The following is a 26,127-nucleotide window of genomic DNA, read 5'->3' as shown; positions in this document are numbered from 1 at the left end:
GAAGCCGCACAGGATCTTTACCGGATCCTCAAGTACTGCCATCCTTACCGGTCTTCATGACAGAAGGAGGCACTTTGTCTCGCATATCAGCTTTGGCGACTTCGCTCCTCAGCGCCCTCGCCCTCGTTTGCGGCGTCACCGCCACGGCGTCGGCCGCGCCGGCACCCGCCGACACGACGACCCCCACCCCGGCCACGTCCGGTCAGGTCCCCCGGGTGGTCTGGACGCCCTGCAACCCGGACCCGTCCAAGCCCGATCCGGGGATCTACGACTGCGCCGTCTACCCGGTGCCGCTGGACTACGCGAACCCGTCCGGGCAGAAGATCGGTATCGCCATGATGCGGCGGCGGGCCGGCGACCCGTCCGAGCGCATCGGCTCACTGTTCATCAACCCCGGCGGCCCCGGCGGCAGTGGTTACCTGTGGGCCACCACGAACCGGCTCGAACCCCGCGTCCTGGACCACTTCGACCTGATCGGCTTCGACCCCCGCGGTGTGGCCCGCAGCAACCCGTTGCAGTGCTTCAAGACCCAGGAGGACGCCACCGCGGTCCTCTCCCGCAAGACCCTTGTGCCCGTCACACCGGCGGAGGTGAACAGCACGCTCACGGCCGACAAGGACTACACCGACGCGTGCGCCGCCAACGCGGGTGCCCTTGCCAAGCACATGTCCACCATGAACGTGGCACGCGACCTCGACCGGATGCGTCAGGGCGTCGGTGACGCACAACTGAGCTTTGTCGCCTTCTCCTACGGCACGTTGATCGGCGACACGTACGCCAACATGTTCCCGGACAAGGTGCGCGCCCTCGTCATCGACGGCAACGTCGACCCGTACCTGCGCACGCACGACGGCCTGGAGTACGACCGGCAGCGCGCGGCCGGCTTCGAACTCGCGCTGGACGAGTTCCTGAAGCGCTGCGAGGCCGCCGGTACGTCGCGCTGCGCGTTCGCCGAGGGCGACACCCGCGCCCGGTTCGACGCGATCCGCGACCACCTGCGCACCAGCCCCGTGACCCTGCCGAGCGGTGCGCAGGTCACTTTGAGCAGCTTCACCGGCCAGGTCGCCGGCGCCCTGTACGTGCAGGCCCAACTGGCGCCGCTGGCCCGCTCGTTGCAGGCCCTTGACCAGGTGATCAACCCGCAGCCGGCCCTCCGGACCCTGGCCGGGACGGTGCCCTCTGACGACGCGGACCTACTGGCCGAGATCGCCCCGACAGCACTGCGCGACACGCTCGGCGACTCCCCGTACACCACGGACGACTCCTACTTCGGCGTCAACTGCCAGGACAAGCCGTACCCGACGAACCCCAGAACGTTCGCGAACCTGGCCGGCACCTGGGAGCAGAACGCCCCCACGTTCGGCCGCTACCAGATCTTCGACAGCCCCCCGTGCGCGACCTGGCCGTTCCCGGCGCGGGCCGGCGAGGGCTACGCCGGCCCGTGGAACAGGAAGACCGCCAACCCGGTCCTGGCCGTCAGCAACCTCTTCGACCCGGCCACCCCGCGCGTGTACGCCCTGAACCTGCAACAAGAACTCGGCAACGTCGTGCTGGTCACGGTCGACATGATCGAGCACTGCGCGGTCGGCCAGAACCAGGCCCTCAACGCGATGGTGACCTCCTATCTGGTGGACCAGAAGGTCCCGAAGCCCGGCCAAGTTCTCACGTCCGACCTCGACCCGTTCCCGGCACCGACCAGCTGACAAGAAGCCGCGTCACACACCACGAGGGAGGACCTTGCGTTCACCGCGTGGGTGTGACGGTGGCCGACGTCTCCACAAGCTGCGTCACCAGATCCGCGGTGATCCGGTGCCACCTGCGGGCGCCGCGGACCATGGTGTGACCGCCGCGTGGCACCGACACCGTGTGGACGTTCGCGCCGGCGCCGCGGGCCTGCCGCGCGAAGGCCCAGGCGTCCTCGGCAGGGGTGATTCGATCCCGTTCATCGTGTACGAACCCGACCGTGCGGCCTCGCAGATGGGACACGGGTTCGTCCGGTGGACACCATGCCGCCAAGGCGACGACGCCGCGTACGGACGGGTACCCGCCGTTGCGCAGCGCTGCCCGGCCCCCCATGGAATGACCGACCAGCACGACCGGTACCCCGGGTGCCAGTGCGGACAGCTCCCGCAGGGCACTGTGGGCATCAGACGCCGCGTCCTCCCGTTCCCCGTTCCATCCGCGGTGGCGGTAGCGGACCGATGCCAGAAGCAGGGCGTGCTGTCGGAGCCTGAGGCGGACCGTCCACCGGAAAGGACGCATGCGCAGTTCGGGCAGGTTGATCGACGGTGGCGGGAAGAGGTCTGCCACTCGGCCTCCGTGGAGGAAGAGCACTGCGGCGCGGGGCCGCGGCGGCGCGGTGTGGACCTTCAGCCGTGAGGTGGTCGCGTGCGCCGCGTTCGTCCCGCTGTCCTGTCCCGGGGACCTCCGCAGGAAGGACCGGCGAGTCATCGGGCACCTTCGGTGTCCGCGGTGCCGTCATGCTTCAGAAGCACCTGGTGAACGTCCAGGTAGCGGGCCCGGAATCCGGCTTCGCAGTAGGCGAGATAGAACTCCCACATGCGGCGGAACGTCTCGTCGAATCCGAGGTCCGCCAGGCCGTCTGCTCTGTCGAGGAACCTGTGCCGCCACAGTCGCAAGGTCTCGGCATAGTGCTCGCCGTAGGATTCCACGTTCTCGACCCGCAGCCCGCTGCCCGCCGCGACCTGCCGGACGGCCCTCAGGGACGGAATGACACCACCGGGGAAGATGTACTTGCGGATCCAGGTGTAGTCACCGCGGGTGGCCAGCACCTGCTTGTGCGGCATGGTGATCGCCTGGAGCGCTATACGCCCTCCCGGGGCCAGCACGCCGGCCAACCGGTCGAAGTAGACGGGCCAGTATTCAGCGCCTACGGCCTCGATCATCTCCACACTCACCACGGCGTCGTACACACCGTCGATCTCCCGGTAGTCACACAGCCGGACGGAGACCCGGTCCGCGTGGCCCGCACGGGTGATCCGCTCGACTGCGAGGTCACGCTGTTCCCGCGACAGGGTCACCGTCACCACCCGGGCTCCGCGAGCCGCGGCCCGTGTGGCCAACTCACCCCAGCCGGTGCCGATCTCCAGCAGCCTGGTGCCGGGTCCCACGTCCGCCGCATCGAGCAAGCGGTCGATCTTGCGCCGCTGGGCGGAGGCCAGGTCGTCCCAACGTGCGGGGAGACGGGGGAAAACCGCTGACGAATAGGTCATCGTGTCATCGAGGAAGAGAGCGAACAACTGGTTGGAAAGGTCGTAGTGGCGGCGGATGTTCTCGCGCGCCCCCTCCGGGGAGTTGCGTTCGCCGGCCGGGTGCCGCCTCATCCACGTGCCGCGCAGACGCTGCAACGGACGCGGGACCAGTGACGTCGCGTTGGCCGCCAGCACAGTGAGCACCTCGACCAGGTCCTCGGCACTCCATTCCCCGGCCATGTAGGACTCGCCGAAGCCGATGAGGCCGTCGGCCCCGATGCGCTGGACGAACGCCTCCGGGTCGTGTATCTCCAGCAACGGTCCCGTGCCGCCCGCCGCCGGCGTCTGCCCCCATCGCACGGTGAGGGGCAGGCGTTCGAAGGCCCGTCGGAGCAGAAATCCCGCCACGCCGGCGCACAATGGAGAACTGCGCGGCGCGCGCGCGACATCAGGCCACCGGGACTCGTCGATGTCCACGGACAGGCCGAAGGCCGGGGTACTGCGATCGCTGGACTGGTGGACTGCGGTCATGATCCCTCCTGGGCGTGAGGACGGGGGCGGGGGCGGGGATACACCGGCAAGCCGCGCAGGAGCAGTCGGATGCCGTGATGCCGGATGGCGGCGGAGACCGCGAGCGTGGACCACGGATGCCGCACCGCCGCGACCAGTAGCCGACCGGGTGTGGCAGGGCCGCCCCTGCCCCGCACGGTCGCGGTGAACGGGCGTGTCCCGTCGCGGTGCAGCGAAACCGTCAGGTCCAGGCGCTCACCGGGTAACGGCAGTCGCATCCGGTAGGCGCCTTCGACAGGGAAGAACGGCGAGACGTAGAACTCCTTGGGCACCTCGGACCCGCTGCGCCCGTCGGTCTCCACGAGATAGCAATGACGTTCGCCGTAGGTGTTGTGGACCTCCGCCACGATGCACCGCAACGCGCCGTCCGGGCCGTGACACCAGTACAGGGTGAGCGGGTTGAAGACGTGGCCGAGAACCCGGGCGTGCGCGAGCATCAGGACTCGGCCGCCGCCGAGCTGGATGCCCCGCGTCGCCAGGAAACGCTCCAGCCCCGCGCGGATCGACGGATCCGAGCCCCCGAAATGATCCGCGGGCCGGAAGCGGGCCAACGGGCGCAGGACCAGTGGCAGGACCGGCGGACTGTCCGGATCGACCAGCCACAGATAGGTGCGGTGCCGCATGACGTGCCGTATCGGCGCGGTGCGGATGTGGGTGATCCGGCAGCTGTACAGTGCCGGCACCGGCGGATGTGCGCCGGTCACCAGGACACCCCCAACGCGGCGGCCGCCTGGACCCCTGAGCGGCAGCCGTCTTCGTGGAACCCCCAGCCGTGGTACGCGCCCGCGTACACGGTGACCGCCGTGTTGAGCTCCGGCAGCCGCCGCTGGGCGGCGACCGATTCGGGCGTGTACACGGGGTGCTCGTACACCATACGGGCCAGCACACGTCGCTCGTCGATCCGGCTGCCGGCGTTGAGGGAGACCACGTACTCCTCAGGCGTTTCCAGACGGTGCAGCCGGTTCATGTAGTAGTTGACCTGGACCTCACCGGCCGTGGCCTCGCAGGACGGCATCAGGTAGTTCCACGACGCCCGCGCCCGGGCAGTGGGCAGCACACGGCTGTCCGTGTGGAGTGTCGTGGGATTGCGGGAGTAGCCGAACGCACCGAGCACCTGCCGTTCGGCTTCCGAGGGGTCGGCGAGGATCCGTAACGCGCGATCGGCATGGACGGCGAGCACCACCGCGTCGAACTCGCCGGTCGTTCCGTCCTCGGTCACCACGTGGGCACGGTCGGCCGACCGCCGCACGGTGCGCACCGGGGTGCTGGTCCGGACGGCGCCGAGGTGTTCGGCCATCCGACGCACGTACTCGATCGAGCCGCCGGACACCGTCTTCCATCGGGGCGAGCCGCTCACGGACAGGAGCCCGTGGTGGTCGAGGAACCGGAACAGGTACGCGGCCGGGTATTGCAGCGCCGTCCGCGCCGCGCACGACCACACCGCCGAGACCAGTGGCGTCACGAAGTGGTTGACGAAATAGGCCGAAAAGCCGCCTCGTTCGACGAACTCGCCCAACGTCAGGCCGGTGTCGCGCTCCGATGCGAGCAGGGCGCGGGCCGCGCGGTGGAAAACCGGTACTTCGGCGAGCATGCGCAGGTAGCGCCCCCGCAGCATGTTGCGTGGCTGGGCGAACAGGCCCGACGGTCCGCGGGCGCCCGCATACTGCAGGCCGCACCCCTCGCACCACACCGACATGCTCATCTCCGCGTCCTGGGTGCGCACCCCGAGTTCGTCGAAGAGCTTCAGGAGCCATGGGTACGTCCGTGCGTTGTGGACGATGAACCCACTGTCCACACGCACCGTTTCCTCGTGCCCTGAGGCGATGTCGTGGGTGTGAGAGTGTCCGCCGAGCCGGTTGTCGGCTTCGTACAGCGTCACCTCGCAGGCATGCCGCAAGACGTAGGCGGCGGTCAGCCCGGCGATCCCGCCACCTATTACTGCGATTCTTCGTCGCTCCACGGACCCTCCTCGAACCAGCCGCCAATATCCATGCGCGATCGCCCACGGTGCTGCGGTCGCGGGGAGGTTGACCCCAAAGGCCTGACAAGCTGGTCTCAACGGGCAGTGGGTGCGGCTCGATCGCGGTCTCCATGAACCGGCCACCGCGACCTGCGAGTTGGCGTGTGGACGCGCGTCAGGCTTCTTCACTGACGGGCGGCATGCGCTCCGGCGGGTCCCGACGTCAGCCCCAGATCACCAGAGAAGCCATGGAAGGCGCCATAGGGACGGGGCGCGGGAGCCCGCGGCTCGGGAAAGCAGAAGACCCCTGATCAACAGGGGTCTCAGCTGGTGTCCGAGGGGGGACTTGAACCCCCACGCCCGATAAAGGGCACTAGCACCTCAAGCTAGCGCGTCTGCCATTCCGCCACCCGGACCAGGTGTCTGCCGCCTTGCGCGGGGTGTGCCCCGCGGCGACATGGACAACAATACCAAGGTTTCGGAGTGCGTTTCACCTGCATATCCGTCCGCCGGGTAGCCGTCCGGACACGCAGAGTGTCCGGACGGCGGAGCCTGAACGGCGCGCGATCACGCGTGTGCGTGCCGTGAGGATGAGGGGCATGAGCTTGGTGCGACCCGGTGTGGTCGTCGGTGGTGGTGGCGGTGGTGGCGGTGGTGGTCGGGGCGGGTCAGGCGTTCTGGAGGGTCTCCAGGGCCAGAGCGGCCGTCTCGCCGGGTGTGCGGCCGACGCGTACGCCGGCCGCCTCCAGTGCTTCCTGTTTCGCGTGGGCCGTGCCGCTGGGGCCCGAGACGGTGGCGCCCGAGACGATGGCGCCCGCGTGGCCCATGGTGCGGCCCTCTGGGTGCGGTGAACCCGGCGATGTAGCCGACGACGGGCTTGGTGACGAGGTCGCGGATGCGGGCGGGGGCCATGGCCTCCAGCGCGTCGCGGCGCTCATCCGGCTCCGCGCCCCAACGGGCCTGCCGGAAGCGGGCGTTGTCGTCCAGGGTGATCTTGCCGTCGAGGGCGACGAACTGCCCCTGCGCGGTGCGCGCGAGCGGGTTGACCTCGACCAGCAGCGCGTCCTCGCGGACCAGGACCTGCCACAGCCGGACCAGGACGTCGACGGTCTGCGGTAGAACTCGCTCTCGATGTCGACAGGTCGGGCCGGCATGACCGTGCCGACCGGGTGGCCCTTGATGTCCATGGCCGGCATCTGGCGGGCCGTGAGTTCGGCGGCGGCCGGGGCGGCGGCGAGTCTCACTCCGCCCGCGCTGCCCCGACCCCCGGTCTTCACCTGGGCCTTCACCACGATCCTGCCGCCGAGTCGCCGGGCGATCTCGCGCGCCTCCTGGGGCGAGTCCGTCACCTCGGCGCGCGGCACCACGATGCCGTGGTCCTTGAGGAGTTCTCTTGCCCGGTGCTCGTACAGGTCTGTTCCGGCTCCTGTCTCAAAAGTGCCGGTCGACTGTATGCAATGTACTGTCGACCGCATGTAGCAAGCCCCCGTGCCGGCATCCGTACGAGTGCGGTGGCCCCATGACCGCAACGACCACCAGAGCACTGGACGGCGTCCGCGTCCTGGACATGACACACGTGCAGTCCGGACCCTCCGCCACCCAGCTGCTGGCCTGGCTCGGCGCCGACGTCGTCAAACTGGAGGCACCGACCGGTGACATCACCCGCGGGCAGCTGCGGGACCTGCCCGACGTCGACTCGCTGTACTTCACGATGCTCAACTGCAACAAGCGCAGCATCACCCTCAACACCAAGACCGAGCGCGGCAGGGAGATCCTCACCGAGCTGATCCGGCGCTCGGACGTCATGGTCGAGAACTTCGGGCCCGGCGCGGTGGACCGCATGGGGTTCACCTGGGAGCGCGTCCGGGAGATCAACCCCCGGATCGTCTACGCCTCCATCAAGGGCTTCGGCGACGGCCCGTACACGGACTTCAAGGCGTACGAGGTCGTCGCGCAGGCCATGGGCGGGTCGATGGCGACCACGGGCTTCGACGACGGGCCACCGCTCGCGACGGGCGCCCAGATCGGGGACTCGGGCACGGGTGTGCACGTCGTGGCGGGGATCCTCGCGGCGCTGCTCCAGCGGGAGCGGACCGGGCGCGGGCAGCGGGTCAACGTGGCCATGCAGCACGCGGTGCTCCATCTGTGCCGGGTGAAGCTGCGCGACCAGCAGCGCCTCGCGCACGGGCCGCTCGCCGAGTACCCGAACGAGGACTTCGGCGACGAGGTCCCCCGTTCCGGCAACGCCTCCGGCGGCGGCCAGCCCGGCTGGGCGGTCCGCTGCGCGCCGGGCGGTCCCAACGACTACGTGTACGTCATCGTCCAGCCGGTCGGCTGGAAGCCGATCACCGAGCTGATCGGCCGGCCCGAACTGGCCGACGACCCCGAGTGGGCGACGCCGGGGGCCCGGCTGCCGAAGCTGGGCAAGATGTTCCAGCTGATCGAGGAGTGGTCGGCCACGCTGCCCAAGTGGGAGGTGCTGGAGCGGCTGAACGCGCACAACATCCCGTGCGGGCCGATCCTGTCCACCAAGGAGATCATCGAGGACGACTCGCTGGCCGCCAACGACATGGTGGTGCGCGTCCCGCACCCCGAGCGCGGCGAGTTCGTCACCGTCGGCAGCCCGCTCAAGCTCTCCGACTCCCCCCGCCCGACCTGGACGAGGCGTTCCGCCGGTTCGTCCCGCCGTTCGGTGCGGCCGGCAACCCCGTGGACATCACCGGGGGCGAGCCGCCGTCGACGTACGAGGCGACGATCCGCCTCGGTCTGGAGGACCCGCGCGTCCACGCGCTGGTCCTCGGCTACTGGCACACCGTCGTCACCCCGCCGATGGTCTTCGCGGAGCTGACCGCCCGCGTGGTCGCCGAGTTCCGTGAACGCGGTGTCGAGAAGCCGGTCGTGGCCTCCCTCGCGGGGGACGTCGAGGTCGAGGAGGCATGCCGGTACCTGTACGAGCGAGGAGTCGGCGCCTACCCGTACACGACCGAGCGGCCGGTGGCCGTGCTCGGCGCGAAGTACCGGTGGGCGCGGGCGGCGGGACTGCTGGGAGGCGGCTCATGAGGTGAGTGCGAAGAGGCCGGCCGGCGGTGCGCGTCGGCCGGCCCCGGGACCCGAGCGCGCACGAAAGGCATTGGACAGGGGGCGCTGGCCAGAGCTTTCGACGCAAGGGATGCAGCACAGATGAAAACGACCGACCATTCGGTGTCCGTCCCTCACAGAGAGGTGACGTACCGCCACGGCCGTGTGTACCGGATCGGCGAGTCCGATCCGGACATCTTGGGCCGCTCACGCCAGCAGCGTGCCCACCGCGCCGATCAGCATGGCCGTACGCGCGGGGACATGCCGTTCTTCCTGTTCTGCTCCATGGTCTCCGGGTTCGGCGGGGGCGCGATCTTCCCGCTGTTCGCGGCCATGACGGCGGACTGCTTCGGCGAGAACTTCAACGCCACCAACTACGGGCTGGTGTACAGCGGCAAGCTGATCAGCGGTCTGTTCGGCGGTGGTCTGGGCTCGATGGTGGTGGCCGCCTGGGGCTGCAACGGGGCCTACGCGCTGGCCGGTTGCGTGTCCATGGTGGCGGCGGCGATCGCCCTGCTGCTGCGGCAGCCGGGGCGGGACGGCGGCAAGGCGACGGTGCCTGCGGCGCGCCCGCAGACGGCCTCCTGAGAAGGTCACCGGGCGGCCCGCGGGCCGCCCGGTGTTCCCCTCGACGATCGGCTCACCGATCAGCGACGGGGAACCCCGCACGGCCATGCCCCATGAACGGGCCGACTGCGCTCAGGAGTTGTCCTGCTCGTGGTACGACTGCCGGGTGTGCTCGGTGTGCTCCCGCATCAGCCGGGTGGCGCGCTGCCCGTCGCGGCTGTCGATGGCCTCGATCAGTTCCTCGTGCTCGTCCCAGGAGGTGCCGCCGCGCAGTCGGGCCACCGGCGTGTAGTGCCAGCGGACCCGGCGGTCGACCTGGGCGGCGAGTTCGGCGAGGACCGCGTTGCCGGCCAGTTCCATGATCTTGGCGTGGAAGGCGGCGTTCAGGGCGACGGCCCGGGTGACGTCGTGCGCGGCGACGGCGAGCCTGCCCTGCCCGGCGATCTCGTGCAGGGCGTCGATGCCGGCCTTGTCGGCGTTCAGGGCGGCGAGCCGGGCGGCCTCCGCCTCAAGGAGCGAGCGGACCGACAGCAGCTGGTCGGCCTCCGCCTGGGTGGGCTCGTGGACGAACGCGCCCTGCGCGGGCCGCAGATCCACCCAGCCCTCGGTGTTCAGCCGCTGCAGCGCCTCGCGCACCGGCTGCCGGGAGACACCGAGCTGACCGGCGAGTTCGCTCTCCACGAGATGGCGGCCCGGCTCCAGGGCGCGGGCGGTGATCAGCTCCAGCAGTGCCTCGTAGACCCGTTCGCGCAGGGGGCCGGGCCGTTCGAGCCTGGGGACGGTTCCCTGTGGCAGTCCCGTCGGCAACATCGCGGTCCCCCTCCTGCGGTGCACAGTGGACTGCCCACTATGGATTGTCCTTCGTCTACAGTCTACGGTGCACAAAAACCAGCACAGGCGGGTACCGGACGCGTCACGTCCGGCCCGCGCCCCGGTTCACCCCTCAGGGGCACCGCACGACCTGGCCGGCGTACGACAGATTGCCGCCGAAGCCGAACAGCAGGACCGGGTCGCCGCTGCGCACGCTGCCCTGCTCGACCAACTTGGACAGTGCGAGGGGGATGCTGGCGGCGGAGGTGTTCCCGGACTCGGTGACGTCGCGCGCGACCACGGCGTTCACGGCGCCGATCTTCTGCGCGAGGGGTTCGATGATGCGCAGGTTGGCCTGGTGCAGGACGACCCCGGCGAGGTCGGCGGGCTCGACCCCGGCCTTCTCGCACGCGCTGCGGGCGATCGGCGGCAGCCGGGTGGTGGCCCAGCGGTAGACGCTCTGGCCCTCCTGCGCGAACCGCGGCGGGGTGCCCTCGATCCGTACGGCGTTGCCCATCTCGGGCACCGACCCCCACAGCACCGGCCCGATCCCGGGCTCCTGGCCCGGCGCGCACGCCTCGACCACCGCGGCACCGGCGCCGTCGCCGACGAGGACGCAGGTGGTGCGGTCGCTCCAGTCGGCGACGTCGGACATCTTGTCCGCGCCGATGACCAGCGCCCGGGTGGCGGCACCGGCCCGGACCGTGTGGTCGGCGGTGGCCAGGGCGTGGGTGAACCCGGCGCACACCACGTTCACGTCCATCGCGGCGGGCCCCGGGATGCCGAGCCGGGCCGCGACCCGGGCGGCGGTGTTCGGGGAGCGGTCGATCGCCGTGGAGGTGGCGACGAGGACCAGGTCGATGTCGGCGGGGGTGAGACCGGCGGCGGCAAGGGCCTTGGCGGCGGCGTGCGCGGCCAGTTCGTCGACCGGCTCGTCGGGACCGGCGATGTGCCGGGTGCGGATGCCCACCCGGCTGCGGATCCACTCGTCACTGGTGTCGACCATGCCCGCCAGATCCTCGTTGGTGAGCACCTTGGCCGGCTGGTAATGACCGATGGCCGCGATGCGCGAGCCGTTCATGTCGGGATCCCCTCGATGCCTTGGGTAGCGGGATCATCCAGTGTGATCAGTGACCGGCGGGTACGAGGGCACGTAAGGCCACAGGAAACGGGCATCCCAGTTGTCGGCATCCGGCAGTCCCTCGGAAGCCCGAGCACTACCTGCGGCACTCCCCGCATCACTCCCCGTATCGCTCCCCCGCAGCACTCCCCCGCATCACTCCCTGCCGCGCGGCCCCTTCCGGCGGGCCGATACGCGAACCCTTGCCGAGAGTCATTCCATACTGTAGACAATATTCCATCACCCAGGATCGAGCCGACGGATGTCCGCGGCCCCTCCTCCCCCCACCTCCGCGGTATCCCTCGAACCGAACGGAGTGCCTGAAGGCCAACACCTACGCGGCATGCGGGCCGCTGATCGAGCCGCTGCTGCACGAGCGCACCGCCGTGGTGACCGCCCAGAACGGCATCCCCTGGTGGTACTTCCACCGGCACGGCGGCCCCTACGACGGCCGGCGCGTCGAGAGCGTCGACCCGGGCGGCGCGGTCAGCGCCGTCCTTCCTCCCGAACGGGCCGTCGGCTGCGTCGTCTACGCGGCGACCGAACTGGAGGCACCGGGCGTCGTACGACATCTGGAGGGCACCCGCTTCTCGATCGGCGAGCCCGACCGCAGTGTCTCCGCACGCTGCGTGGACTTCAGCGAGGCGATGAAGGCCGGCGGTCTGAAGTGCCCGGTGGAAGCGGATCTGCGCGGCGACCTCTGGGTCAAGCTGCTCGGCAACATCTCCTTCAACCCGATCAGCGCGCTGGCCCGCGCCATGATGCGGCAGATGTGCCTGCATGGCGGCACCCGGGAGGTCATCGAGACGATGATGCGCGAGACCCTCGCGGTCGCCGGGGCCCTCGGCTGCGAGGTCGGCGTCTCCGTGGAGAAGCGGCTCGCCGGCGCCGAACGCGTCGGCGACCACCGCACCTCCACGCTCCAGGACCTGGAGCGCGGCAAGCCGCTGGAACTCGACGTACTGCTCGCGGCCGTCGTCGAACTCGCTCAGATCACGGGCGTACCGGTGCCCACCCTGCGCACCGTGCACGCCATCACGGACCTGCTCGCCGTGCGGAGCGCCGCAGTGTGAGAAGACGGCACTCCACGGGGCGGTCCGGTGGTGGTCGTGGACGCAGGCCGTGCCCCGGGCCGAGGCCAGACCATGCCCCGGGCCGAGGCCAGACCGTGTGCCGGGCCGAGGCGTCTCAGCCGATCGCGAGGCGTGCCTGGGCTGCGGTCACGACCGTGCCCAGCCGCGGGAAGTCGAGCCGGACCGAGGCCTCGTGCTCGGCGGCGGTCAGCGCGGCCATGGCGTCCTCCACGAAGACGAGGTCGTAGCCGAGGTCCGCGGCGGCGCGGGCGGTGGACTCGACGCCGAGATTGGTGGCGATGCCGCCGAACACCAGCGTGGTGATGCCGCGCCCGCGCAGCCGCTCGTCCAGGTCCGTGCCCTGGAAGGCGCCGATCGTCCGCTTGACCACCTCGATGTCGCCGTCCCGCACGAGCCCGGCCACCAGCCCGCTCCCGGGCGGCTGTTCGGCCACCGAGGGGCGTTCGACCCGGACCAGTACGACGAGCGCGCCGGCGGAGCGGAAGGCCGCCGCCAACTCCTCGGCCGCGGCGAGCACGTCGGTGCCTGTGCGGGGTTCCAGGGGCAGCGCGACGACGCGGTCCATGAGATCGACCAGGACGAGGGCGGTGCGCTGCGGATCAAGCACGGGAGCTGCGGTCATGACGGAACGTTAGCCGCCGTCAGCCGACCGTGCCGGAAATCCGGATCGACAGGCCCGTGAACTGATCGCGTTCGCCGACCACCGGCCACCGGCCACCGGCCACCGGCCACCGGCCACCGGCGAGAGGACCGGACGGCGCCGGGGCGCACGTCCCGTGCCGCGCGCTCCTTGTGGGGCGCGCGGGCCGCAACTACCTTCGTTGAAGCGTATGTTGGACGTGGGATGTCCGGATGTCCAGATGTCCGGCCGACGAAGGGCAGGTCGCTCCATGCCGTCAGGTCTTCGCGCCCGTACCGGGTCCGTTCTCGTCATCGCCCTCGCCGCGGCGGCGCTGCTCCTGCTGTCGCTCGTCAGCCCCCACCCGGCACACGCCCAGCCCGCCGACGCACACGTCCCGTCCACCGCCGACTCCCCCGGACCCGCACACGCCCATCCCGCCCCCGGCTCCCCCGGACCCGCACACGCCCAATCCGCCCCCGCCTCCCCCGAGTTCACGCAGCGGATCCTCTTCAAGGCCTCCCAGGACCCCGGCTACGCCTGCTTCCGCATCCCGGCGATCGTGCGCACGAAGCACGGCACGCTGCTGGCGTTCGCCGAGGGCCGGGTCCTCAACTGCGGGGACGCGGCCGACATCGACGTCGTGGTCAAGCGCTCCACCGACGGCGGCCGCACCTGGGGTCCGCTGCGGGTCGTGGGCGAGGGCGCGGGCGACACCCACGGCAACCCCGCGCCGATCGTGGACCGCGACACCGGCCGGATCTGGCTGGCGGAGACGTACAACACGGGCCGTACGGACAGCGCCAGTTGCCCGGTCCCCTGCGACCGCACCCCGCATCTGCAGTACAGCGACGACGACGGTGCGACCTGGTCGCAGCCGCGCGACCTGAGCCCCGAGATCCTCCCGGCGGACTGGAACTCCTGGTACGCGACCGGCCCCGTGCACGGCCTCCAGCTCACCCGCGGCCGTTACGCCGGCCGGCTGGTCTTCGGGGTCAACACCGAGACCTGGAACGGCAGCCGGGTCACCGCGAACCACGCCGCACTCATCGTGAGCGACGACCACGGCGGCCACTGGCGGATCGGCGCCACCGACACCTGGCCGATCGCCGACGACGGCACCTTCCGGCAGAAGCCCTCCGAACTCGCCCTCACCGAGCGCACGGACGGCGCGATCCTGGTCAGCGGGCGCGAGCAGGACGGCACCGACCTCGGCCACCGCACCCAGACGCTCAGCCGCGACGGCGGCGGCAGCTTCACCGCGCCCTTCCGCGACCTCCCGGACCTGTACGCCCCGCAGGTGCAGGGCTCGACCCTGCGCCTGGGCGACCGCATCCTGCTCGCCTGCCCCGGCGACCCCGACCGGCGCCGCACGATGATGATCCGCTCCTCCTACGACGGCGGCCGTACCTGGGACAGCGTGGACCGGGGCACGGTCGTCACGACCGACTGGTCCGGCTACTCCGACATGGTCCAGGTGGGCGCGGACACCGTGGGCCTGATGTACGAGGGCGGGGCGGTCGACGCCCGCGACGAGATCCGCTTCGCCCGCTTCACCGAGGACTGGCTCGCCCCGCGCCGCGGCCCCGACCCGCACACCCCGGACCTCGCCGCCCACGCCCACCCGGCCGCGGTGCTCGGCGGCGCCCAGGAGACGGACGGGGTGGCCGGCGGCGCGCTGGAGTTCGACGGCACCGACGACGCCGTACGCCTGCCGTACAGCCCGGACCTGCCGCTCGGCACGAAGGACTTCACCGTGTCCCTCTGGTTCAGGTACACGGCTCAGGCCGGGGACCAGCCGTTCTTGTGGATGGGGGGCGTCGGCGGCAGTCAGCCGCAGGTGTGGCTGCGCGGTGAGCCGGCCAACCGTCGTGTGCAGGCCCTCATGACCACGCGGGACGGCGCGAGTGCGCCGAAGACCGTGTCCGTGCGGATCTCCACCGCGTACAACGACGGTCTGTGGCACCACGCCGTCCTCAGGCGCGGCGACGGAAGCCTGTCGCTGTCCGTCGACGGCACACAGTCCTCCGTCGCCGACGTACCGGGGTCGGTCAGCCGCAATTCCCCCTTCGGTGTCCACGTCGGCCAGCGCATGGACAGCCTCGTCCACTACACCGGCGCGCTCGACGACGTCCACGTGTGGGACCGTCTGGTGAGCGACGACGAGTTGAAGGACCCGAAGGATCCGCGGTCAGCGAAGGGCACGGTCCTGTGGCTGCCCCTGGACCAGGTGAGCGGATGACGGCGGCGGGGTCGCCTGCGGGTCGCGGGCCCGGCGCTTGGCGATGACCGCGCACACCATCAGCTGCATCTGGTGGAAGAGCATCAGCGGCAGCACGGCCAGGGATGCGTGGGCGCCGAAGAGCACGCTCGCCATCGGCAGTCCGGCGGCGAGGGACTTCTTCGAACCGGCGAACTGGATGGCGATCCGGTCCTCCCGGCCGAAGCCGAGCGCCCTGGCACCGTGCCAGGTCAGGGCGAGCATCACGGCCAGCAGCACGGCCTCCGCGCCGAGCAGCCCGGCCAGCCGCGCGGGGCTGACCTGGTGCCAGATGCCCTGGGTCATGCCCTCGCTGAACGCGGTGTAGACGACGAGCAGGATCGAGCCGCGGTCGACCAGACCGAGCATCTTCTTGTGGCGGACGACGAAGTCCCCGATCCAGCGGCGCAGCACCTGTCCGGCGAGGAACGGCACCAGCAGCTGGAGCACGATCTTCATCAGGGAGTCAGCGGAGAACCCGCCGCCGCTGTTGCCGAGCAGCCCGGCCGCCAGCAGCGGGGTGATGACGATGCCGACCAAGGAGGAGAAGGAGCCCGCGCAGATCGCGGCGGGCACGTTGCCCCGGGCGATCGAGGTGAACGCGATGGACGACTGGATGGTGGACGGGACCAGCGTCAGGAACAGCAGCCCCTGGTAGAGCGGCTGGTTCAGCAGTACCGGCACCAGGCCGCGGGCGGCCAGCCCCAGCAGGGGGAAGAGGACGAACGTGCAGGCCAGCACGGTGAGGTGAAGCCGCCAGTGGCGCAGTCCGTCCAGCGCCTCACGGGTGGAGAGCCGGGCGCCGTAGAGGAAGAACAGGAAGGCGATGGCGGCCGTGGACGCCCCGGAGGCGACGTCCGCGCCGGTGCCCCGGGCCGGCAGGAGTGCCGCGAGTCCCACGGTGGCCAGCAACAGCAGGATGTAGGGGTCGATCGGCATCCAACTCGGCCAGCGCAGGCGTTTCACGGTGCTCCGATTGCAGGTCGTCGTGCGGTTCGTCGGTGGTGCGTCGTGCGGTTCTTCAGCTGTGCGTCGTGCTGTGTGTTGTGCACTTCGTCGGTGGTGCGTCGCGCTGTTCGTCGGTGGTGCGTCGCGGTTCCCGGCGGGCCCGGAGGGGTCCGTCTCCATCGTCCTCCCCCCGGGGCCGATCGGAAATCCCACATACCACTCTGACTGTCATCGCGTTCCGTGATGAGCAAGCTAGGCTGCCGTCATGTACGACCCCACACACCTGCGCACGTTCCTCGCGGTGGCGCAGACGCTGAGCTTCACGCAGGCGGCCCGGCGCCTGGGGCTGCGCCAGTCGACGGTCAGCCAGCATGTGCGCCGGCTGGAGGACGCGGCCGGACGCCAGCTGTTCTCCCGGGACACGCACTCGGTGGAGCTGACCGAGGACGGCGAGGCCATGCTGGGCTTCGCCCGCCGGCTGCTGGAGGTGCACGAGCAGGCAGCCGCGTTCTTCACCGGCACACGGGTGCGCGGCCGGCTGCGGTTCGGCGCCTCGGAGGACTTCGTGCTGACCCGGCTGCCGGAGATCCTGGAGGGCTTCCGCTACGACCACCCCGAGGTCGACCTGGAGCTGACCGTCGAGCTGTCCGGCACCCTGCACGAGCAACTGGCCGCCGGGAAGCTCGACCTGGTGCTGGCCAAGCGGCGTGCCGAGGATCCGCGCGGGGCGCTGGTGTGGCGTGACGACCTGGTGTGGATCGGCGCGGAGCGGCTGCGCCTGGACCCCGACCGGCCCGTCCCGCTGATCGTGTACCCGCCGCCGGGCATCACCCGGGCGCGCGCACTGGAGGCGCTGGAGGCGCAGGGCCGTGACGGGCGGATCGTGTGCACGAGCGGCAGCCTCAACGGGCTCATCGCCGCCGCGCGTGCGGGGCTCGGTGTGATGGCGCACTCCCGGCGGCTGATCCCGCAGGGCCTGTTCCGGGTTCCGGAGCGGGCGGGGCTGCCGGAGCTCGGCAAGGTCGACTTCGTCGTCGTCCACGGGCGTCGGCGGGCGGGCGCCCAGGACGCCGCGAACGCGTTGGCGGCGGCGATCCTGGCGGGCGGCGAGCGGCTGCGGCGCCGCGGCGACTGAGGGACCGGCACGGCGACCGAGGGGGCCGGAGCGACGGTGCCGGCGCGGCCGTGCGCGCATCGTCGCACGTGGTAACCGGGTCGTACAGATTCGGTGGAGATTACGGTACCGGAACTTACTGACCCGTCAGTATTGTGTCCGTCCCTTCCCCATGTGCGGGCATTTTCCGTTACGGGGGCGGGTAGAACGCGAGATTTGGCCGGTTTCCATACCCCTCCCGTCCGGCAGGCGGGTGGGGTAGCTTTCACGGCGCTGAGCGGAGCATCACGGGCATGACCGAGGAGCGGGGAGCGGGGTTTTGCGCGAGTTCACCAACCCTCCGATGACATCGGCACCGCCGGTGGGCGGCCTGGCCGATGTCGTCTTCGAGCACGCCGGGACGGACCCCCTGCACGTGGCGCTGGGCCGCAAGGACGAGGCCGGGCAGTGGCACGACGTGACGGCCGCCGAGTTCCGTGACGAGGTCCTCGCCCTCGCCAAGGGGCTGCTCGCCCGTGGCATCCGCTTCGGCGACCGCGTCGCCATCATGTCCCGCACCCGCTACGAGTGGACCCTCTTCGACTTCGCGCTGTGGACCATCGGCGCCCAGGTGGTGCCGGTCTACCCGACGTCCTCGGCCGAGCAGTGCTTCTGGATGCTGTACGACGCCGAGTGCACCGCGGCGATCGTGGAGCACGAGGACCACGCGATGACCATCGCCACCGTCATCGGCCGCCTGCCGCGGCTGCGGCAGCTGTGGCAGCTGGACGAGGGCTGCGTGCAGGAGCTGTACGACGACGGCGCGCACCTGGACGACGAGGTGGTGCACCGGCACCGGCAGGCGGTCACCCCCGACTCGATCGCCACGATCATCTACACCTCGGGCACCACCGGCCGCCCCAAGGGCTGCGTGCTCACGCACGGCAACTTCATGTTCGAGGCGGACACCGTCATCCGGCGCTGGGAGCCGGTGTTCCACTCCAAGAAGGGCGACGAGGCCTCCACGTTGCTCTTCCTGCCCCTGGCGCATGTTTTCGGCCGGATGGTCGAGGTCGCCGCGATCCGCGGCAAGGTGTGCTTCGGGCACCAGCCGCAGCTGCACGCGGCCGCCCTGCTGCCCGACCTGGCCGCGTTCCGGCCGACGTTCATCCTGGCCGTGCCGTACATCTTCGAGAAGGTGTTCAACGCGTCCCGGCGCAAGGCGGAGAAGGAGGGGAAGTCGGGGCCGTTCGAGAAGGCGGTCGACATCGCGGTGAAGTACGCGGAGGCCATCGAGGCGAAGGCGTGGGGCATCGGGCCGGGTCCGTCCGCGGGCCTCAGGATGCAGCACCAGCTCTTCGACAAGCTCGTGTACGGCAAGGTCCGTGCGGCGATGGGCGGCAGGATCCGCAACGCCATGTCGGGCGGCTCGGCCATGGACCGCCGCCTCGGACTGTTCTTCGCGGGCGCGGGCGTGCAGATCTACGAGGGCTACGGCCTGACCGAGTCGACGGCCGCGGCCACCGCCAACCCGCCGCACCGCACCCGCTACGGCACCGTCGGCCAGGCCATCCCCGGGATGACCGTGCACATCGCGGACGACGGGGAGATCTGGCTGCACGGCGAGAACGTCTTCCACGGGTATCTCAACAACCCCAAGGCCACCGACGAGACCCTGCACGACGGCTGGCTCGCCACGGGTGACCTGGGCGCTCTGGACGAGGACGGCTATCTGACGATCACCGGCCGCAAGAAGGAGATCCTGGTGACCTCCGGCGGCAAGAGCGTGTCCCCCGGAGTGCTGGAGGAGCGGGTCCGCGACCATCCGCTGATCAACCAGTGCATCGTCGTCGGCAACGACCGCCCCTACATCGCCGCCCTGGTCACCCTGGACATGGAGGCGGTCGAGCACTGGCTGCAGATGCGCGCCAAGCCGAAGCTGACCGCGGCGCAACTGGTGCGCGACCCGGACCTGGAGACGGAGGTGCGGCGAGCGGTGGTGGCCGCCAACACCCTCGTCTCCCAGGCCGAGTCGATCCGTACGTTCCGGATACTGGCGCAGCCGTTCACCGAGGAACACGGCCTGCTGACACCGTCGTTGAAGCTGAAGCGCAAGGCGATCGAGAAGGCGTACGAGCGCGAGGTCGAGGCGCTCTACCAGGCCTAGGGCCGGCCCAGGGCCTGATCCGCCGCACGATCCGCCGCACCGATCGTTCTTCGCCGTTCACTCCGTAAGGAATGCACGACGGCCGTTGATCGTTGACTATGGGAGCACCACCTGTCGACAACCGAAGGATCACGGCCCGTGAGCAGCAAGGTCCCCCCGATCATCCTCAACAACGGCGTCGAGATGCCCCAGCTGGGCTTCGGCGTCTGGCAGGTACCGGACGACGAGGCCGAGCGGGCCGTCGCCACGGCGCTCGAGGCCGGGTACCGCAGCATCGACACAGCGGCGATCTACGGCAACGAGGAGGGCACCGGCAAGGCGATCAGCTCCTCCGGTCTCGCCCGCGAGGACGTCTTCGTCACCACCAAACTCTGGAACGCCGACCAGGGGTACGACTCCACGCTGCGCGCCTTCGACGCGTCACTGGAGAAGCTGGGTCTCGACTACCTGGACCTGTACCTGATCCACTGGCCGCTGCCGTCGCGGGGCAAGTACATCGACTCCTACAAGGCGTTCGAGAAGCTGTACGCCGAGGGCCGCGTCAGGGCGATCGGCGTGTCGAACTTCCTTCCCGAGCACCTGGAGCGGCTGGCCGAGGAGACCTCGATCATCCCGGCGGTCAACCAGATCGAGCTCCACCCGCACCTGCAGCAGCGCGCGGCGCGCGCGTTCCAGGCCGACCAGGGCATCCGCACCGAGGCCTGGTCGCCGCTCGGCTCGGGCAAGGGCCTGCTGGACGTGCCGGCGATCGTCGCCATCGGGCAGAAGCACAACCGCACTCCGGCCCAGGTCGTGCTGCGCTGGCACGTCCAGCTCGGCAACATCGTGATCCCGAAGTCCGTGACGCCCTCCCGGATCAAGGAGAACATCGAGGTGTTCGACTTCAGCCTGGACGACGAGGACCTCGGGGCGATCAGCGCGCTGAACGAGGACCGGCGGCTGGGCCCGGACCCGACCACGTTCGACGTCGGCTGACGCCCCCGGCGACGCGCTGACGCCTCCGGCGACAGACAGCTGCACACCGTTCGGCCCCGCCGCACCGACGGCGGGACCGAACCGCGTTGCAGGGCAGGTCAGTCGAGGCGCACGTCGTCATGGAGGACCTCGAACTCCTCCAGACAGACCACGTTCACATGGGCCTTGGCGGCGCCCTCGTGCCGGGCGGCCGCCTGGCCGGCCCGCGAGGCCACCATGGACTCCCGGTCGATGAACATCGTGCCGGCCTGCCCCACACCGCGCTCCCGGTCGATGAGCAACCCCGCCTTGGCGAGCCCCGGCAGGGTCTCCAGGCGGGGAACGACGGTCGTCCGGAAGGTGTCGACGATCAGGTCCGCGTCCCGCGGATCGAACTCGATGCGCGTGACCCGCAGTCCCCCGCCGATCCGTGACGGCTGGAGCCGGTCGTGGACCGCCGCCTCGAAGTTCTCCACGGTGAGCGTGCCGGCGAACGGTTCCAGCATCTCGGGCCGGTGTTCACGCATCACCTCGTCGCTGTTGCGCCGCGCCGCCTCGGAGTCCCACCAGCTCGCTCCGAGCAGCTTGCCGAGTTCCCGGTCCACGAAGACACCGGCGCCCCGATACCCCGGACGTTCTTCGAGCAGTTCCCGGCCCTGGGTGTTGAGCGCCCTGATGGCCGTGTCGATCTTCGCGGGGTCACCGGTCGTGTAGATGGTGCGCACGAACATCACGTTTCGCCTCCCGGCTCGACACGACCAGTCTTGACCAGGGCGCAGAGCACCGCAAAAGGGGATCGCCGCGCCCGCCCCACCCGAAGGGGCGCCCCCGAGTTGCCGTCCGGAGGTTGACGGGGACATGTAGATGGCGCCACCTTGTACGGCACCCGGTAAGGAAACTTTCCTAACAGAAGGGTCCCCCCACAGTGCGTCTTCGTTCACTGACCCTCGCCGCGGCCTCCGGGGCCGCCCTGCTCGCCGCCGCAGCACTCCCCGCCAACGCCTCCGGACACCCCGGGACCGACACCCCGGCCTCGGCCCAGGAGGGCACGGTCAGCGCCTCCGCCCTGCTCGCCAAGGTGACGTCCTGTTCGCAGATCTCCCACGGCACGTACAAGACCGACGACGAGACCTCCGCCACCGTCCCGGTGTGCGGCAAGAACGGCGCGGTCTTCTGGAAGGCCGACATGGACATCGACTGCGACGGCCGGCGCACCACCGACTGCAACGAGAACCGCGACCCCTGGTTCCAGGCCGACACCGCGTTCCACCAGTCCGACGGCAAGCCGCTGAAGGCCGAGTCCCTGCCGTACGTCGTGGTCCCGAGTTCGAGCGGCATCTGGAACTACTCGGGCGCCGGCGTCAAGGGCGGCGGTGTCGTCGCCGTCGTCCACGGCAACAAGGTCGAGTACGCCGTCGTCGGCGACACCGGCCCCACGAAGATCATCGGCGAGGCCTCGTACGCCACCGCCAAGGCCCTCGGCATCGACCCCGACCCGGCGACGGGCGGGGCCGACTCCGGCGTGACCTACATCCTGTTCACGAACTCCAAGGTCTCCCCCATCGAGAGCCACAGCGCGGCCGTCTCCCTCGGGGACAAGCTGGCCAAGCAGTTCCTGGCCAACAACTGACCCTGTCCATACGTCAGTTGGGCTGTCCCAGCGGTCGTACGACCACGGTGTTGACGTCGACCCCGGCCGGCTGCCGGATCGCCCAGACCACCGAGTCGGCGATCTGGTCCGCGGTCAGGAGGTGCCCCGGGGGCAGGCTGCCGTAGCCGTCCCAGAACGGGGTCTCCACCCGGCCGGGGGCGACCAGCGTCACGCCGATCCCGAACTCCGTGACCTGGCGCCGGGTGTTCTCGGCGAGCCCGGTCACCGCCCATTTGGTGGCGCCGTAGATGTTGCCCGGCGTGTTCACGAACCCGGCGACGCTGCCGAGCAGGACGATCCGGCCCCTGCTCTCCTTCAGCGCGTCGACGGAGGCACGGACGAGGAGGGCCGGGCCGAGGACGTTGGTGAGGACCATCTCGGTCCAGCCCGCCGGGTCCCCCTCGGCGACCGAGTCGTGGGTGGCGAAGCCCGCGTTGGCGATCACGGTGTCCAGGCGGCCGTAGGCCTTGAGCGTACGGTCGACGGCGTCCTGGACGTCGTCGTAGTCCGCCGCGCTGCCGACGACCGTCTGCAGTGCGGCCGGATTCCCCAGGCTGTCCGCGAAGTCCCGCAGGCGCTGTGCGCCGCGGCCGGTGACGGTGACCCGGTGTCCCGCGTCCAGCAGTTGCCGGGCGACGGCGGCACCGATGCCGCTGCCGCCGCCGGTGATGAGCGCGACCGGAGCGTCGTTCATGGTGTTCCCCCTGTGTGTCGACGAACGACGCGGAGTCAATCAGTTGGAGCGGACTCCAAGTCAACTGCCTTCGCCTGTCAGGCCGTTCGGACCGCGGTGCGCACGGTGTACGCGCCGAGGACGAACACGTCCGGCCGCTGGTGCGCGCTCGCCGGGTCCGACGGGTCGAGCAGCCGGTCCAGGGTGGCGCGGTCCTCGGCGTCCAGGGCCTCGCCGACGCCTTCGCGCAGGCGGGCCAGGGAGGTGAGGACGTAGGCGCGGGCGCGGTCGGAGGCCGGGGCGGGCAGGTCGAGGAGGAAGGTGCGGGTGCGGGTGTGCTTGAGGCCCGCGGAGGCCATCAGGGCCGGCCAGTCCTCGGTCACGGCGACGGATCCGGGCAGGTCGGCCCGCATCCGGGCGAACCACTCCTCCTCCACCGCGTCCAGCCGGGCCTGCAGGCCGGGCCGTCCGATGCCGATGTCGCGGGGCAGGAAGCGGGTGGGTAGGCCGCCTTCGAGGAGGGCGAGGGTGCCGCCGGGGGCCAGCCGCTCGGCGAACGCGGCGAGGCCGGCCTGCTGGTCGCCGAGGTGGTGCAGGGTGCGGCTGGCCCACAGCAGATCGGCCGGGTACTCCAACTCACCCAGCACACCGGGCAGTTCACCGGCGAGGGTGTCGAAGCGATCGGCCACGCCCTGGCGGGCGGCGCGGGCGCGGGCACGTTCCAGGAGCGGCTCGGTGCCGTCGACGGCCACGACCCGCGCTCCCGGGAAGGCCTCGGCGAACAGGCACGCGACGACCCCGGGGCCGCTGCCCGCGTCCACGATCAGTCCGGGCTCGGTCACCTCCCGCGCCAGCCAGGCCGCCGCCCGCTCGTACACGGGCGTGAACAGTTCGGCCTGCGCCTCCAGCGTGGGGCCCATCTCGGCCCAGTGGATGTCGGTGTTCCCGTGGCCATGCCCGTGCCCGTGCCCATGGCCGTGCTGGTGTCCGTGCCCGTCCGCGGGCGCGTGGTCGCCGTGCGGGTCGCGGTGGTCCTCGTGGTCGTGCGCCATGCTCCTCAGCCTCTCGTCCGGAGGGTGCCAGCGTGCGACGGCGCACCGGGACCGGGCCAGTCCTGTTGCCGGTCCGGCAAAAGCGGGTGCGGGGGCGCCGCGGAAAACCATGTGCCGGACAGGGGGCCGGTCCCCGACGATGGCGCGATGGACGACGAGTTGACGAGCCGCTTCCTGACCGACGGATTCGTGAAGATCGAGGGCGCGGTCGCGCCGAGCGTCGCCGAGCACGGTGCGCGGCTGCTGTGGCGGGAGACGGGCTACGACCCGGACGACCCCGGCACCTGGAAGGACCCGGTGGTGTGGGTGCCCGGCATGGCGCAGGGACCGTTCGCGGCAGCACCCAACTCCCCTGCTCCGCATGAGGCGTTCGACGCGCTCGTCGGCAAGGACCGGTGGGCGCCGCGCTATTCGCTGGGCACGTTCCCGCTGCGCTTCCCGCACGCCGAGGAGCCGGACGACGCGGGCTGGCACATCGAAGGCAGCTATCTGCCGGAGGGGGCGCGGCACTACCACACCAATCTGCGCTCGCGGGACCGTGCCCTGCTGATGCTGTTCCTGTTCAGCGAGGTCACCGAGGCGGACGCCCCGACCCGGATCCGCGTCGGCTCGCACCTGGACGTGCCGCCGGTCCTGGAGCCGTACGGCGAGGCGGGCGCCTCCTTCCTGGAACTCGGCCCGCTGGTGGCACAGGCCTCGGCGCACCGGCCGCTCGCGTACGCGACGGGGCGGCCCGGTGACGTCTACCTCTGTCATCCGTTCCTGGTGCACGCGGCCCAGCCGCATCACGGCACCCGGCCCCGGTTCATGGCACAGCCCCCGCTGTCCCCGGCGGCGCCCTACGAGCTGGAGCGGGCGGACGGCGACTATTCGGCGGTGGAGGTGGCGATCCGGCGAGGCCTGGCCCTCGACGGGAACTGACCCCCACGGGGACGCGCCGCTCTTCCACGGGGACGCGCCGCTCTTCCACGAGGACGTGCCGTTCTTCGTCGGCGCCCCCTGCCTCCCGGGCCTTACGGCTCGCCGTGGGCCGGTTTCCTGAAGGCGCGCAGGGTGAAGACGGGGTCAGGGCGGGGGCGGTCCTGGTCGGGGAGGCGGGCCAGGCGCTCGGCGAACTCCTCGGTGCGGGGCTCGCCGGGCGGCAGCACGGAGAACCAGCCGCGCCGGAGGTCGGCGATGGTGTCGCGGGGGCTGCGGCCCTGCCCGACGCCCGGGAAGGAGGCCTGTCCGGCGGGGGTCAGTCCCGCCGCGACGGCGTGGCCGGTGACGGTGGCGGCGCCGTCGTGGACGGTGCGGCGGGGCCGGGTGGCGAGGACGGCGTCGATGTCGCTGCCGACGTCGTGCGCCTCGGCCTTGTCGACCGTGGTGACGTACACGCCGCCGGGCCGCAGCAGGCGCGCGCACTCACCGATCACGGCCCGTACGTCGGCGGGGTCGGACAGCAGGTGCAGCAGCCAGACGCTGGTGACGGCGTCGAAGGTGGCGGCGGCGAAGGGCAGCCGGCGGCTGTCGGCGCGCAGGATCGCGCCGGGCAGGCGGGCCGCGGCCATCCGGGTCATGGCGGAGGCGAGGTCCGCGCCGGTCACCCTCAGCGCGGGACGGCCCGCGGCCATGCGCCGGGTGACGATCCCCGTGCCGCACGCGGCGTCCAGGAGACGGCCGGGCCGGTCGGGCAGCAGCCCCAGGACGGCATCGGCCGCCGCCTCGGCCCGCGGCTCGCCGCCGCGCGAGGCGTCGTAGACGCCGGCTTCCTTGTCGTAGTCGAGCACACGCGTCAGTGTGCCCCGTGGCCTGGAGCGATGTCCTCCACCCTGTGGGCGAGTGCGAAGTCCTTCCCGGTGACGACGCCGCCCGCGCTGTGCGTGTTCACGCTCAAGTGGACCGTGTGGTAGCCGAGTGTGAGGTCGCTGTGGTGGTCCAGTTCGTCCTGGACGGCGGCGATGTGCAGGACCAGCGTGGCCGCCGCGAAGTGCGAGCCGAGCCGGTAGGTGCGGGTGAGGCGGTCCTCCTGAACCGACCAGCCGGGCAGTTCGGCGAGCCGGTCCTCGATCTCCTTCGGCGACAGCGGTTCGACGGCCATGCCTGTCTCCCTTCATAGAGCCCGGGTCCGTGCGGCGCGTGGCGCGTCCGTCCGTGCGGCGCGTGGCGCGTCCGTCCGTGCGGCGCGGGGCGCGTCCGTCCGTGCGGCGCGGGGCGCGTCCGTCCGTGCGGCGGGGACCGGGATCGTCATCAGCGGGTACGTGATCAGACTGCCACGGTCCGCGCGGTACGCACGTCGCCGCGAGATCGCCGCGAGGTC

20 protein-coding genes, 1 tRNA gene and 5 pseudogenes are annotated in these 26,127 nt (G+C 71.0%); 11 read left to right on the top strand and 15 right to left on the bottom strand.

Annotation, left to right across the window (positions count from 1 at the left end):
- The first annotated feature begins 92 nt into the window (after positions 1-92).
- Positions 93-1,703: an alpha/beta hydrolase gene (locus ACGFYV_RS18830; protein ID WP_393879505.1), complete on the top strand. Its 1,611-nt coding sequence runs from the start codon at positions 93-95 to the stop codon at positions 1,701-1,703.
- 40 nt (positions 1,704-1,743) lie between these two features.
- Here ACGFYV_RS18830 and ACGFYV_RS18825 read toward each other — a convergent pair whose 3' ends face one another.
- The 6 genes and pseudogenes from ACGFYV_RS18825 to ACGFYV_RS18800 all read right to left on the bottom strand — a co-directional run bounded on the left by ACGFYV_RS18825 (position 1,744) and on the right by ACGFYV_RS18800 (position 7,217).
- On the bottom strand, positions 1,744-2,451 hold the full coding sequence (locus ACGFYV_RS18825) for an alpha/beta hydrolase (protein WP_393879504.1): 708 nt from the start codon (positions 2,449-2,451) through the stop codon (positions 1,744-1,746).
- Entirely contained in the window at positions 2,448-3,743 is a 1,296-nt protein-coding gene (locus ACGFYV_RS18820) for a class I SAM-dependent methyltransferase (RefSeq protein ID WP_393879503.1), read from the bottom strand. Before ACGFYV_RS18820 ends, ACGFYV_RS18825 begins: the two co-directional genes overlap by 4 nt.
- A complete protein-coding gene (locus ACGFYV_RS18815; RefSeq protein WP_393879502.1) occupies positions 3,740-4,486 on the bottom strand; it encodes a DUF1365 domain-containing protein in 747 nt (248 codons plus the stop codon). Before ACGFYV_RS18815 ends, ACGFYV_RS18820 begins: the two co-directional genes overlap by 4 nt.
- Positions 4,483-5,742: an NAD(P)/FAD-dependent oxidoreductase gene (locus ACGFYV_RS18810; protein WP_393879501.1), complete on the bottom strand. Its 1,260-nt coding sequence runs from the start codon at positions 5,740-5,742 to the stop codon at positions 4,483-4,485. The genes ACGFYV_RS18815 and ACGFYV_RS18810 overlap by 4 nt, the downstream gene beginning before the upstream one ends.
- Before the next feature lie 328 nt (positions 5,743-6,070).
- Positions 6,071-6,158, bottom strand: a tRNA-Leu gene (locus ACGFYV_RS18805).
- 252 nt (positions 6,159-6,410) lie between these two features.
- Positions 6,411-7,217: pseudogene (locus ACGFYV_RS18800) on the bottom strand (ATP-grasp domain-containing protein).
- A 44-nt stretch (positions 7,218-7,261) separates the two neighbouring features.
- Here ACGFYV_RS18800 and frc point away from each other — a divergent pair.
- The 3 pseudogenes from frc to ACGFYV_RS18785 all read left to right on the top strand — a co-directional run.
- Positions 7,262-8,389, top strand: a pseudogene (gene frc, locus ACGFYV_RS18795) (formyl-CoA transferase); the annotation flags it as partial.
- Positions 8,389-8,802, top strand: a pseudogene (locus ACGFYV_RS18790) (CoA-binding protein); the annotation flags it as partial. The pseudogenes frc and ACGFYV_RS18790, both read left to right, overlap by 1 nt.
- 288 nt (positions 8,803-9,090) lie before the next feature.
- Positions 9,091-9,408 (top strand): annotated as a pseudogene (locus ACGFYV_RS18785) (MFS transporter); the annotation flags it as partial.
- Positions 9,409-9,519: 111 nt separating this feature from the next.
- Here the strand turns inward: ACGFYV_RS18785 and ACGFYV_RS18780 are convergent.
- Both ACGFYV_RS18780 and ACGFYV_RS18775 read right to left on the bottom strand, forming a co-directional pair.
- Positions 9,520-10,197 carry a GntR family transcriptional regulator gene (locus tag ACGFYV_RS18780; protein WP_393879500.1) on the bottom strand — a complete coding sequence of 226 codons (678 nt, stop codon included), beginning with the start codon at positions 10,195-10,197 and terminating at the stop codon, positions 9,520-9,522.
- Positions 10,198-10,330: 133 nt separating this feature from the next.
- Positions 10,331-11,278, bottom strand: a complete 948-nt coding sequence (locus ACGFYV_RS18775; protein ID WP_393879499.1) for a beta-ketoacyl-ACP synthase III — start codon at positions 11,276-11,278, stop codon at positions 10,331-10,333.
- 359 nt (positions 11,279-11,637) lie between these two features.
- On the opposite strand from ACGFYV_RS18775, the pseudogene ACGFYV_RS18770 reads away from it, so the two are divergent.
- Positions 11,638-12,390: pseudogene (locus ACGFYV_RS18770) on the top strand (2-dehydropantoate 2-reductase); the annotation flags it as partial.
- Between the two features lie 115 nt (positions 12,391-12,505).
- Here ACGFYV_RS18770 and ACGFYV_RS18765 read toward each other — a convergent pair.
- Positions 12,506-13,033: an isochorismatase family protein gene (locus tag ACGFYV_RS18765; protein ID WP_393879498.1), complete on the bottom strand. Its 528-nt coding sequence runs from the start codon at positions 13,031-13,033 to the stop codon at positions 12,506-12,508.
- A 268-nt stretch (positions 13,034-13,301) separates the two neighbouring features.
- Between ACGFYV_RS18765 and ACGFYV_RS18760 the strand changes: the two genes are divergently transcribed.
- Positions 13,302-15,272 carry an exo-alpha-sialidase gene (locus ACGFYV_RS18760; RefSeq protein ID WP_393879497.1) on the top strand — a complete coding sequence of 657 codons (1,971 nt, stop codon included), beginning with the start codon at positions 13,302-13,304 and terminating at the stop codon, positions 15,270-15,272.
- On the opposite strand, the gene ACGFYV_RS18755 is transcribed toward ACGFYV_RS18760, so the two are convergent.
- A complete protein-coding gene (locus tag ACGFYV_RS18755; protein WP_393879496.1) occupies positions 15,222-16,256 on the bottom strand; it encodes a bile acid:sodium symporter family protein in 1,035 nt (344 codons plus the stop codon). The two genes, ACGFYV_RS18760 and ACGFYV_RS18755, sit on opposite strands and share 51 nt — an antisense overlap.
- 247 nt (positions 16,257-16,503) lie before the next feature.
- Here ACGFYV_RS18755 and ACGFYV_RS18750 point away from each other — a divergent pair, with 247 nt between their 5' ends.
- The 3 genes from ACGFYV_RS18750 (at position 16,504) to ACGFYV_RS18740 (ending at position 20,473) form a co-directional block, all read left to right on the top strand.
- Complete coding sequence (locus ACGFYV_RS18750; RefSeq protein WP_393879495.1) at positions 16,504-17,373, top strand: LysR substrate-binding domain-containing protein; 870 nt, start codon at positions 16,504-16,506, stop codon at positions 17,371-17,373.
- A 298-nt stretch (positions 17,374-17,671) separates the two neighbouring features.
- Positions 17,672-19,498 (top strand): AMP-dependent synthetase/ligase, encoded by a 1,827-nt coding sequence (locus ACGFYV_RS18745; RefSeq protein ID WP_393879494.1) that lies wholly within the window; start codon positions 17,672-17,674, stop codon positions 19,496-19,498.
- A 138-nt stretch (positions 19,499-19,636) separates the two neighbouring features.
- Positions 19,637-20,473 (top strand): aldo/keto reductase, encoded by an 837-nt coding sequence (locus ACGFYV_RS18740; RefSeq protein ID WP_393879493.1) that lies wholly within the window; start codon positions 19,637-19,639, stop codon positions 20,471-20,473.
- Between the two features lie 98 nt (positions 20,474-20,571).
- On the opposite strand, the gene ACGFYV_RS18735 is transcribed toward ACGFYV_RS18740, so the two are convergent.
- On the bottom strand, positions 20,572-21,183 hold the full coding sequence (locus ACGFYV_RS18735; RefSeq protein ID WP_393879492.1) for a hypothetical protein: 612 nt from the start codon (positions 21,181-21,183) through the stop codon (positions 20,572-20,574).
- 194 nt (positions 21,184-21,377) lie between these two features.
- On the opposite strand from ACGFYV_RS18735, the gene ACGFYV_RS18730 reads away from it, so the two are divergent.
- Positions 21,378-22,082, top strand: coding sequence for a glycoside hydrolase family 75 protein (locus tag ACGFYV_RS18730; RefSeq protein ID WP_393879491.1), 705 nt, complete (start codon positions 21,378-21,380; stop codon positions 22,080-22,082).
- Positions 22,083-22,095: 13 nt separating this feature from the next.
- Here the strand turns inward: ACGFYV_RS18730 and ACGFYV_RS18725 are convergent, their stop codons facing one another.
- Both ACGFYV_RS18725 and ACGFYV_RS18720 read right to left on the bottom strand, forming a co-directional pair.
- On the bottom strand, positions 22,096-22,797 hold the full coding sequence (locus tag ACGFYV_RS18725; protein ID WP_393879490.1) for an SDR family oxidoreductase: 702 nt from the start codon (positions 22,795-22,797) through the stop codon (positions 22,096-22,098).
- 77 nt (positions 22,798-22,874) lie between these two features.
- Positions 22,875-23,828, bottom strand: a complete 954-nt coding sequence (locus ACGFYV_RS18720) for a class I SAM-dependent methyltransferase (protein WP_393879489.1) — start codon at positions 23,826-23,828, stop codon at positions 22,875-22,877.
- Positions 23,829-23,975: 147 nt separating this feature from the next.
- On the opposite strand from ACGFYV_RS18720, the gene ACGFYV_RS18715 reads away from it, so the two are divergent.
- A complete protein-coding gene (locus tag ACGFYV_RS18715; RefSeq protein ID WP_393879488.1) occupies positions 23,976-24,749 on the top strand; it encodes a phytanoyl-CoA dioxygenase family protein in 774 nt (257 codons plus the stop codon).
- A 92-nt stretch (positions 24,750-24,841) separates the two neighbouring features.
- Here the strand turns inward: ACGFYV_RS18715 and ACGFYV_RS18710 are convergent, their stop codons facing one another.
- Together ACGFYV_RS18710 and ACGFYV_RS18705 are read right to left on the bottom strand one after the other, a co-directional pair.
- Positions 24,842-25,597 (bottom strand): class I SAM-dependent methyltransferase, encoded by a 756-nt coding sequence (locus tag ACGFYV_RS18710; protein ID WP_393879487.1) that lies wholly within the window; start codon positions 25,595-25,597, stop codon positions 24,842-24,844.
- A gap of 5 nt (positions 25,598-25,602) precedes the next feature.
- On the bottom strand, positions 25,603-25,908 hold the full coding sequence (locus ACGFYV_RS18705) for a 4a-hydroxytetrahydrobiopterin dehydratase (protein WP_393879486.1): 306 nt from the start codon (positions 25,906-25,908) through the stop codon (positions 25,603-25,605).
- Positions 25,909-26,127: the final 219 nt, after the last annotated feature.

The organism is Streptomyces sp. NPDC048297 (genome assembly GCF_043201585.1).
In the GTDB taxonomy this organism is placed as follows: domain Bacteria; phylum Actinomycetota; class Actinomycetes; order Streptomycetales; family Streptomycetaceae; genus Streptomyces.
Note: the sequence above shows the minus strand (reverse complement) of the source record. Positions and strands in the feature narration are given on the sequence as shown.

Bases quoted from the DNA above. Each gene is read 5' to 3' on its own strand.
- ACGFYV_RS18825 (WP_393879504.1), bottom strand. From the start codon at position 2,451: ATGACTCGCCGGTCCTTCCTGCGGAGGTCCCCGGGACAGGACAGCGGG.
- ACGFYV_RS18820 (WP_393879503.1), bottom strand. From the start codon at position 3,743: ATGACCGCAGTCCACCAGTCCAGCGATCGCAGTACCCCGGCCTTCGGC.
- ACGFYV_RS18780 (WP_393879500.1), bottom strand. From the start codon at position 10,197: ATGTTGCCGACGGGACTGCCACAGGGAACCGTCCCCAGGCTCGAACGG.
- ACGFYV_RS18775 (WP_393879499.1), bottom strand. From the start codon at position 11,278: ATGAACGGCTCGCGCATCGCGGCCATCGGTCATTACCAGCCGGCCAAG.
- ACGFYV_RS18765 (WP_393879498.1), bottom strand. From the start codon at position 13,033: ATGACCGCAGCTCCCGTGCTTGATCCGCAGCGCACCGCCCTCGTCCTG.
- ACGFYV_RS18760 (WP_393879497.1), top strand. From the start codon at position 13,302: ATGCCGTCAGGTCTTCGCGCCCGTACCGGGTCCGTTCTCGTCATCGCC.
- ACGFYV_RS18750 (WP_393879495.1), top strand. From the start codon at position 16,504: ATGTACGACCCCACACACCTGCGCACGTTCCTCGCGGTGGCGCAGACG.
- ACGFYV_RS18735 (WP_393879492.1), bottom strand. From the start codon at position 21,183: ATGTTCGTGCGCACCATCTACACGACCGGTGACCCCGCGAAGATCGAC.
- ACGFYV_RS18725 (WP_393879490.1), bottom strand. From the start codon at position 22,797: ATGAACGACGCTCCGGTCGCGCTCATCACCGGCGGCGGCAGCGGCATC.
- ACGFYV_RS18720 (WP_393879489.1), bottom strand. From the start codon at position 23,828: ATGGCGCACGACCACGAGGACCACCGCGACCCGCACGGCGACCACGCG.
- ACGFYV_RS18715 (WP_393879488.1), top strand. From the start codon at position 23,976: ATGGACGACGAGTTGACGAGCCGCTTCCTGACCGACGGATTCGTGAAG.
- ACGFYV_RS18705 (WP_393879486.1), bottom strand. From the start codon at position 25,908: ATGGCCGTCGAACCGCTGTCGCCGAAGGAGATCGAGGACCGGCTCGCC.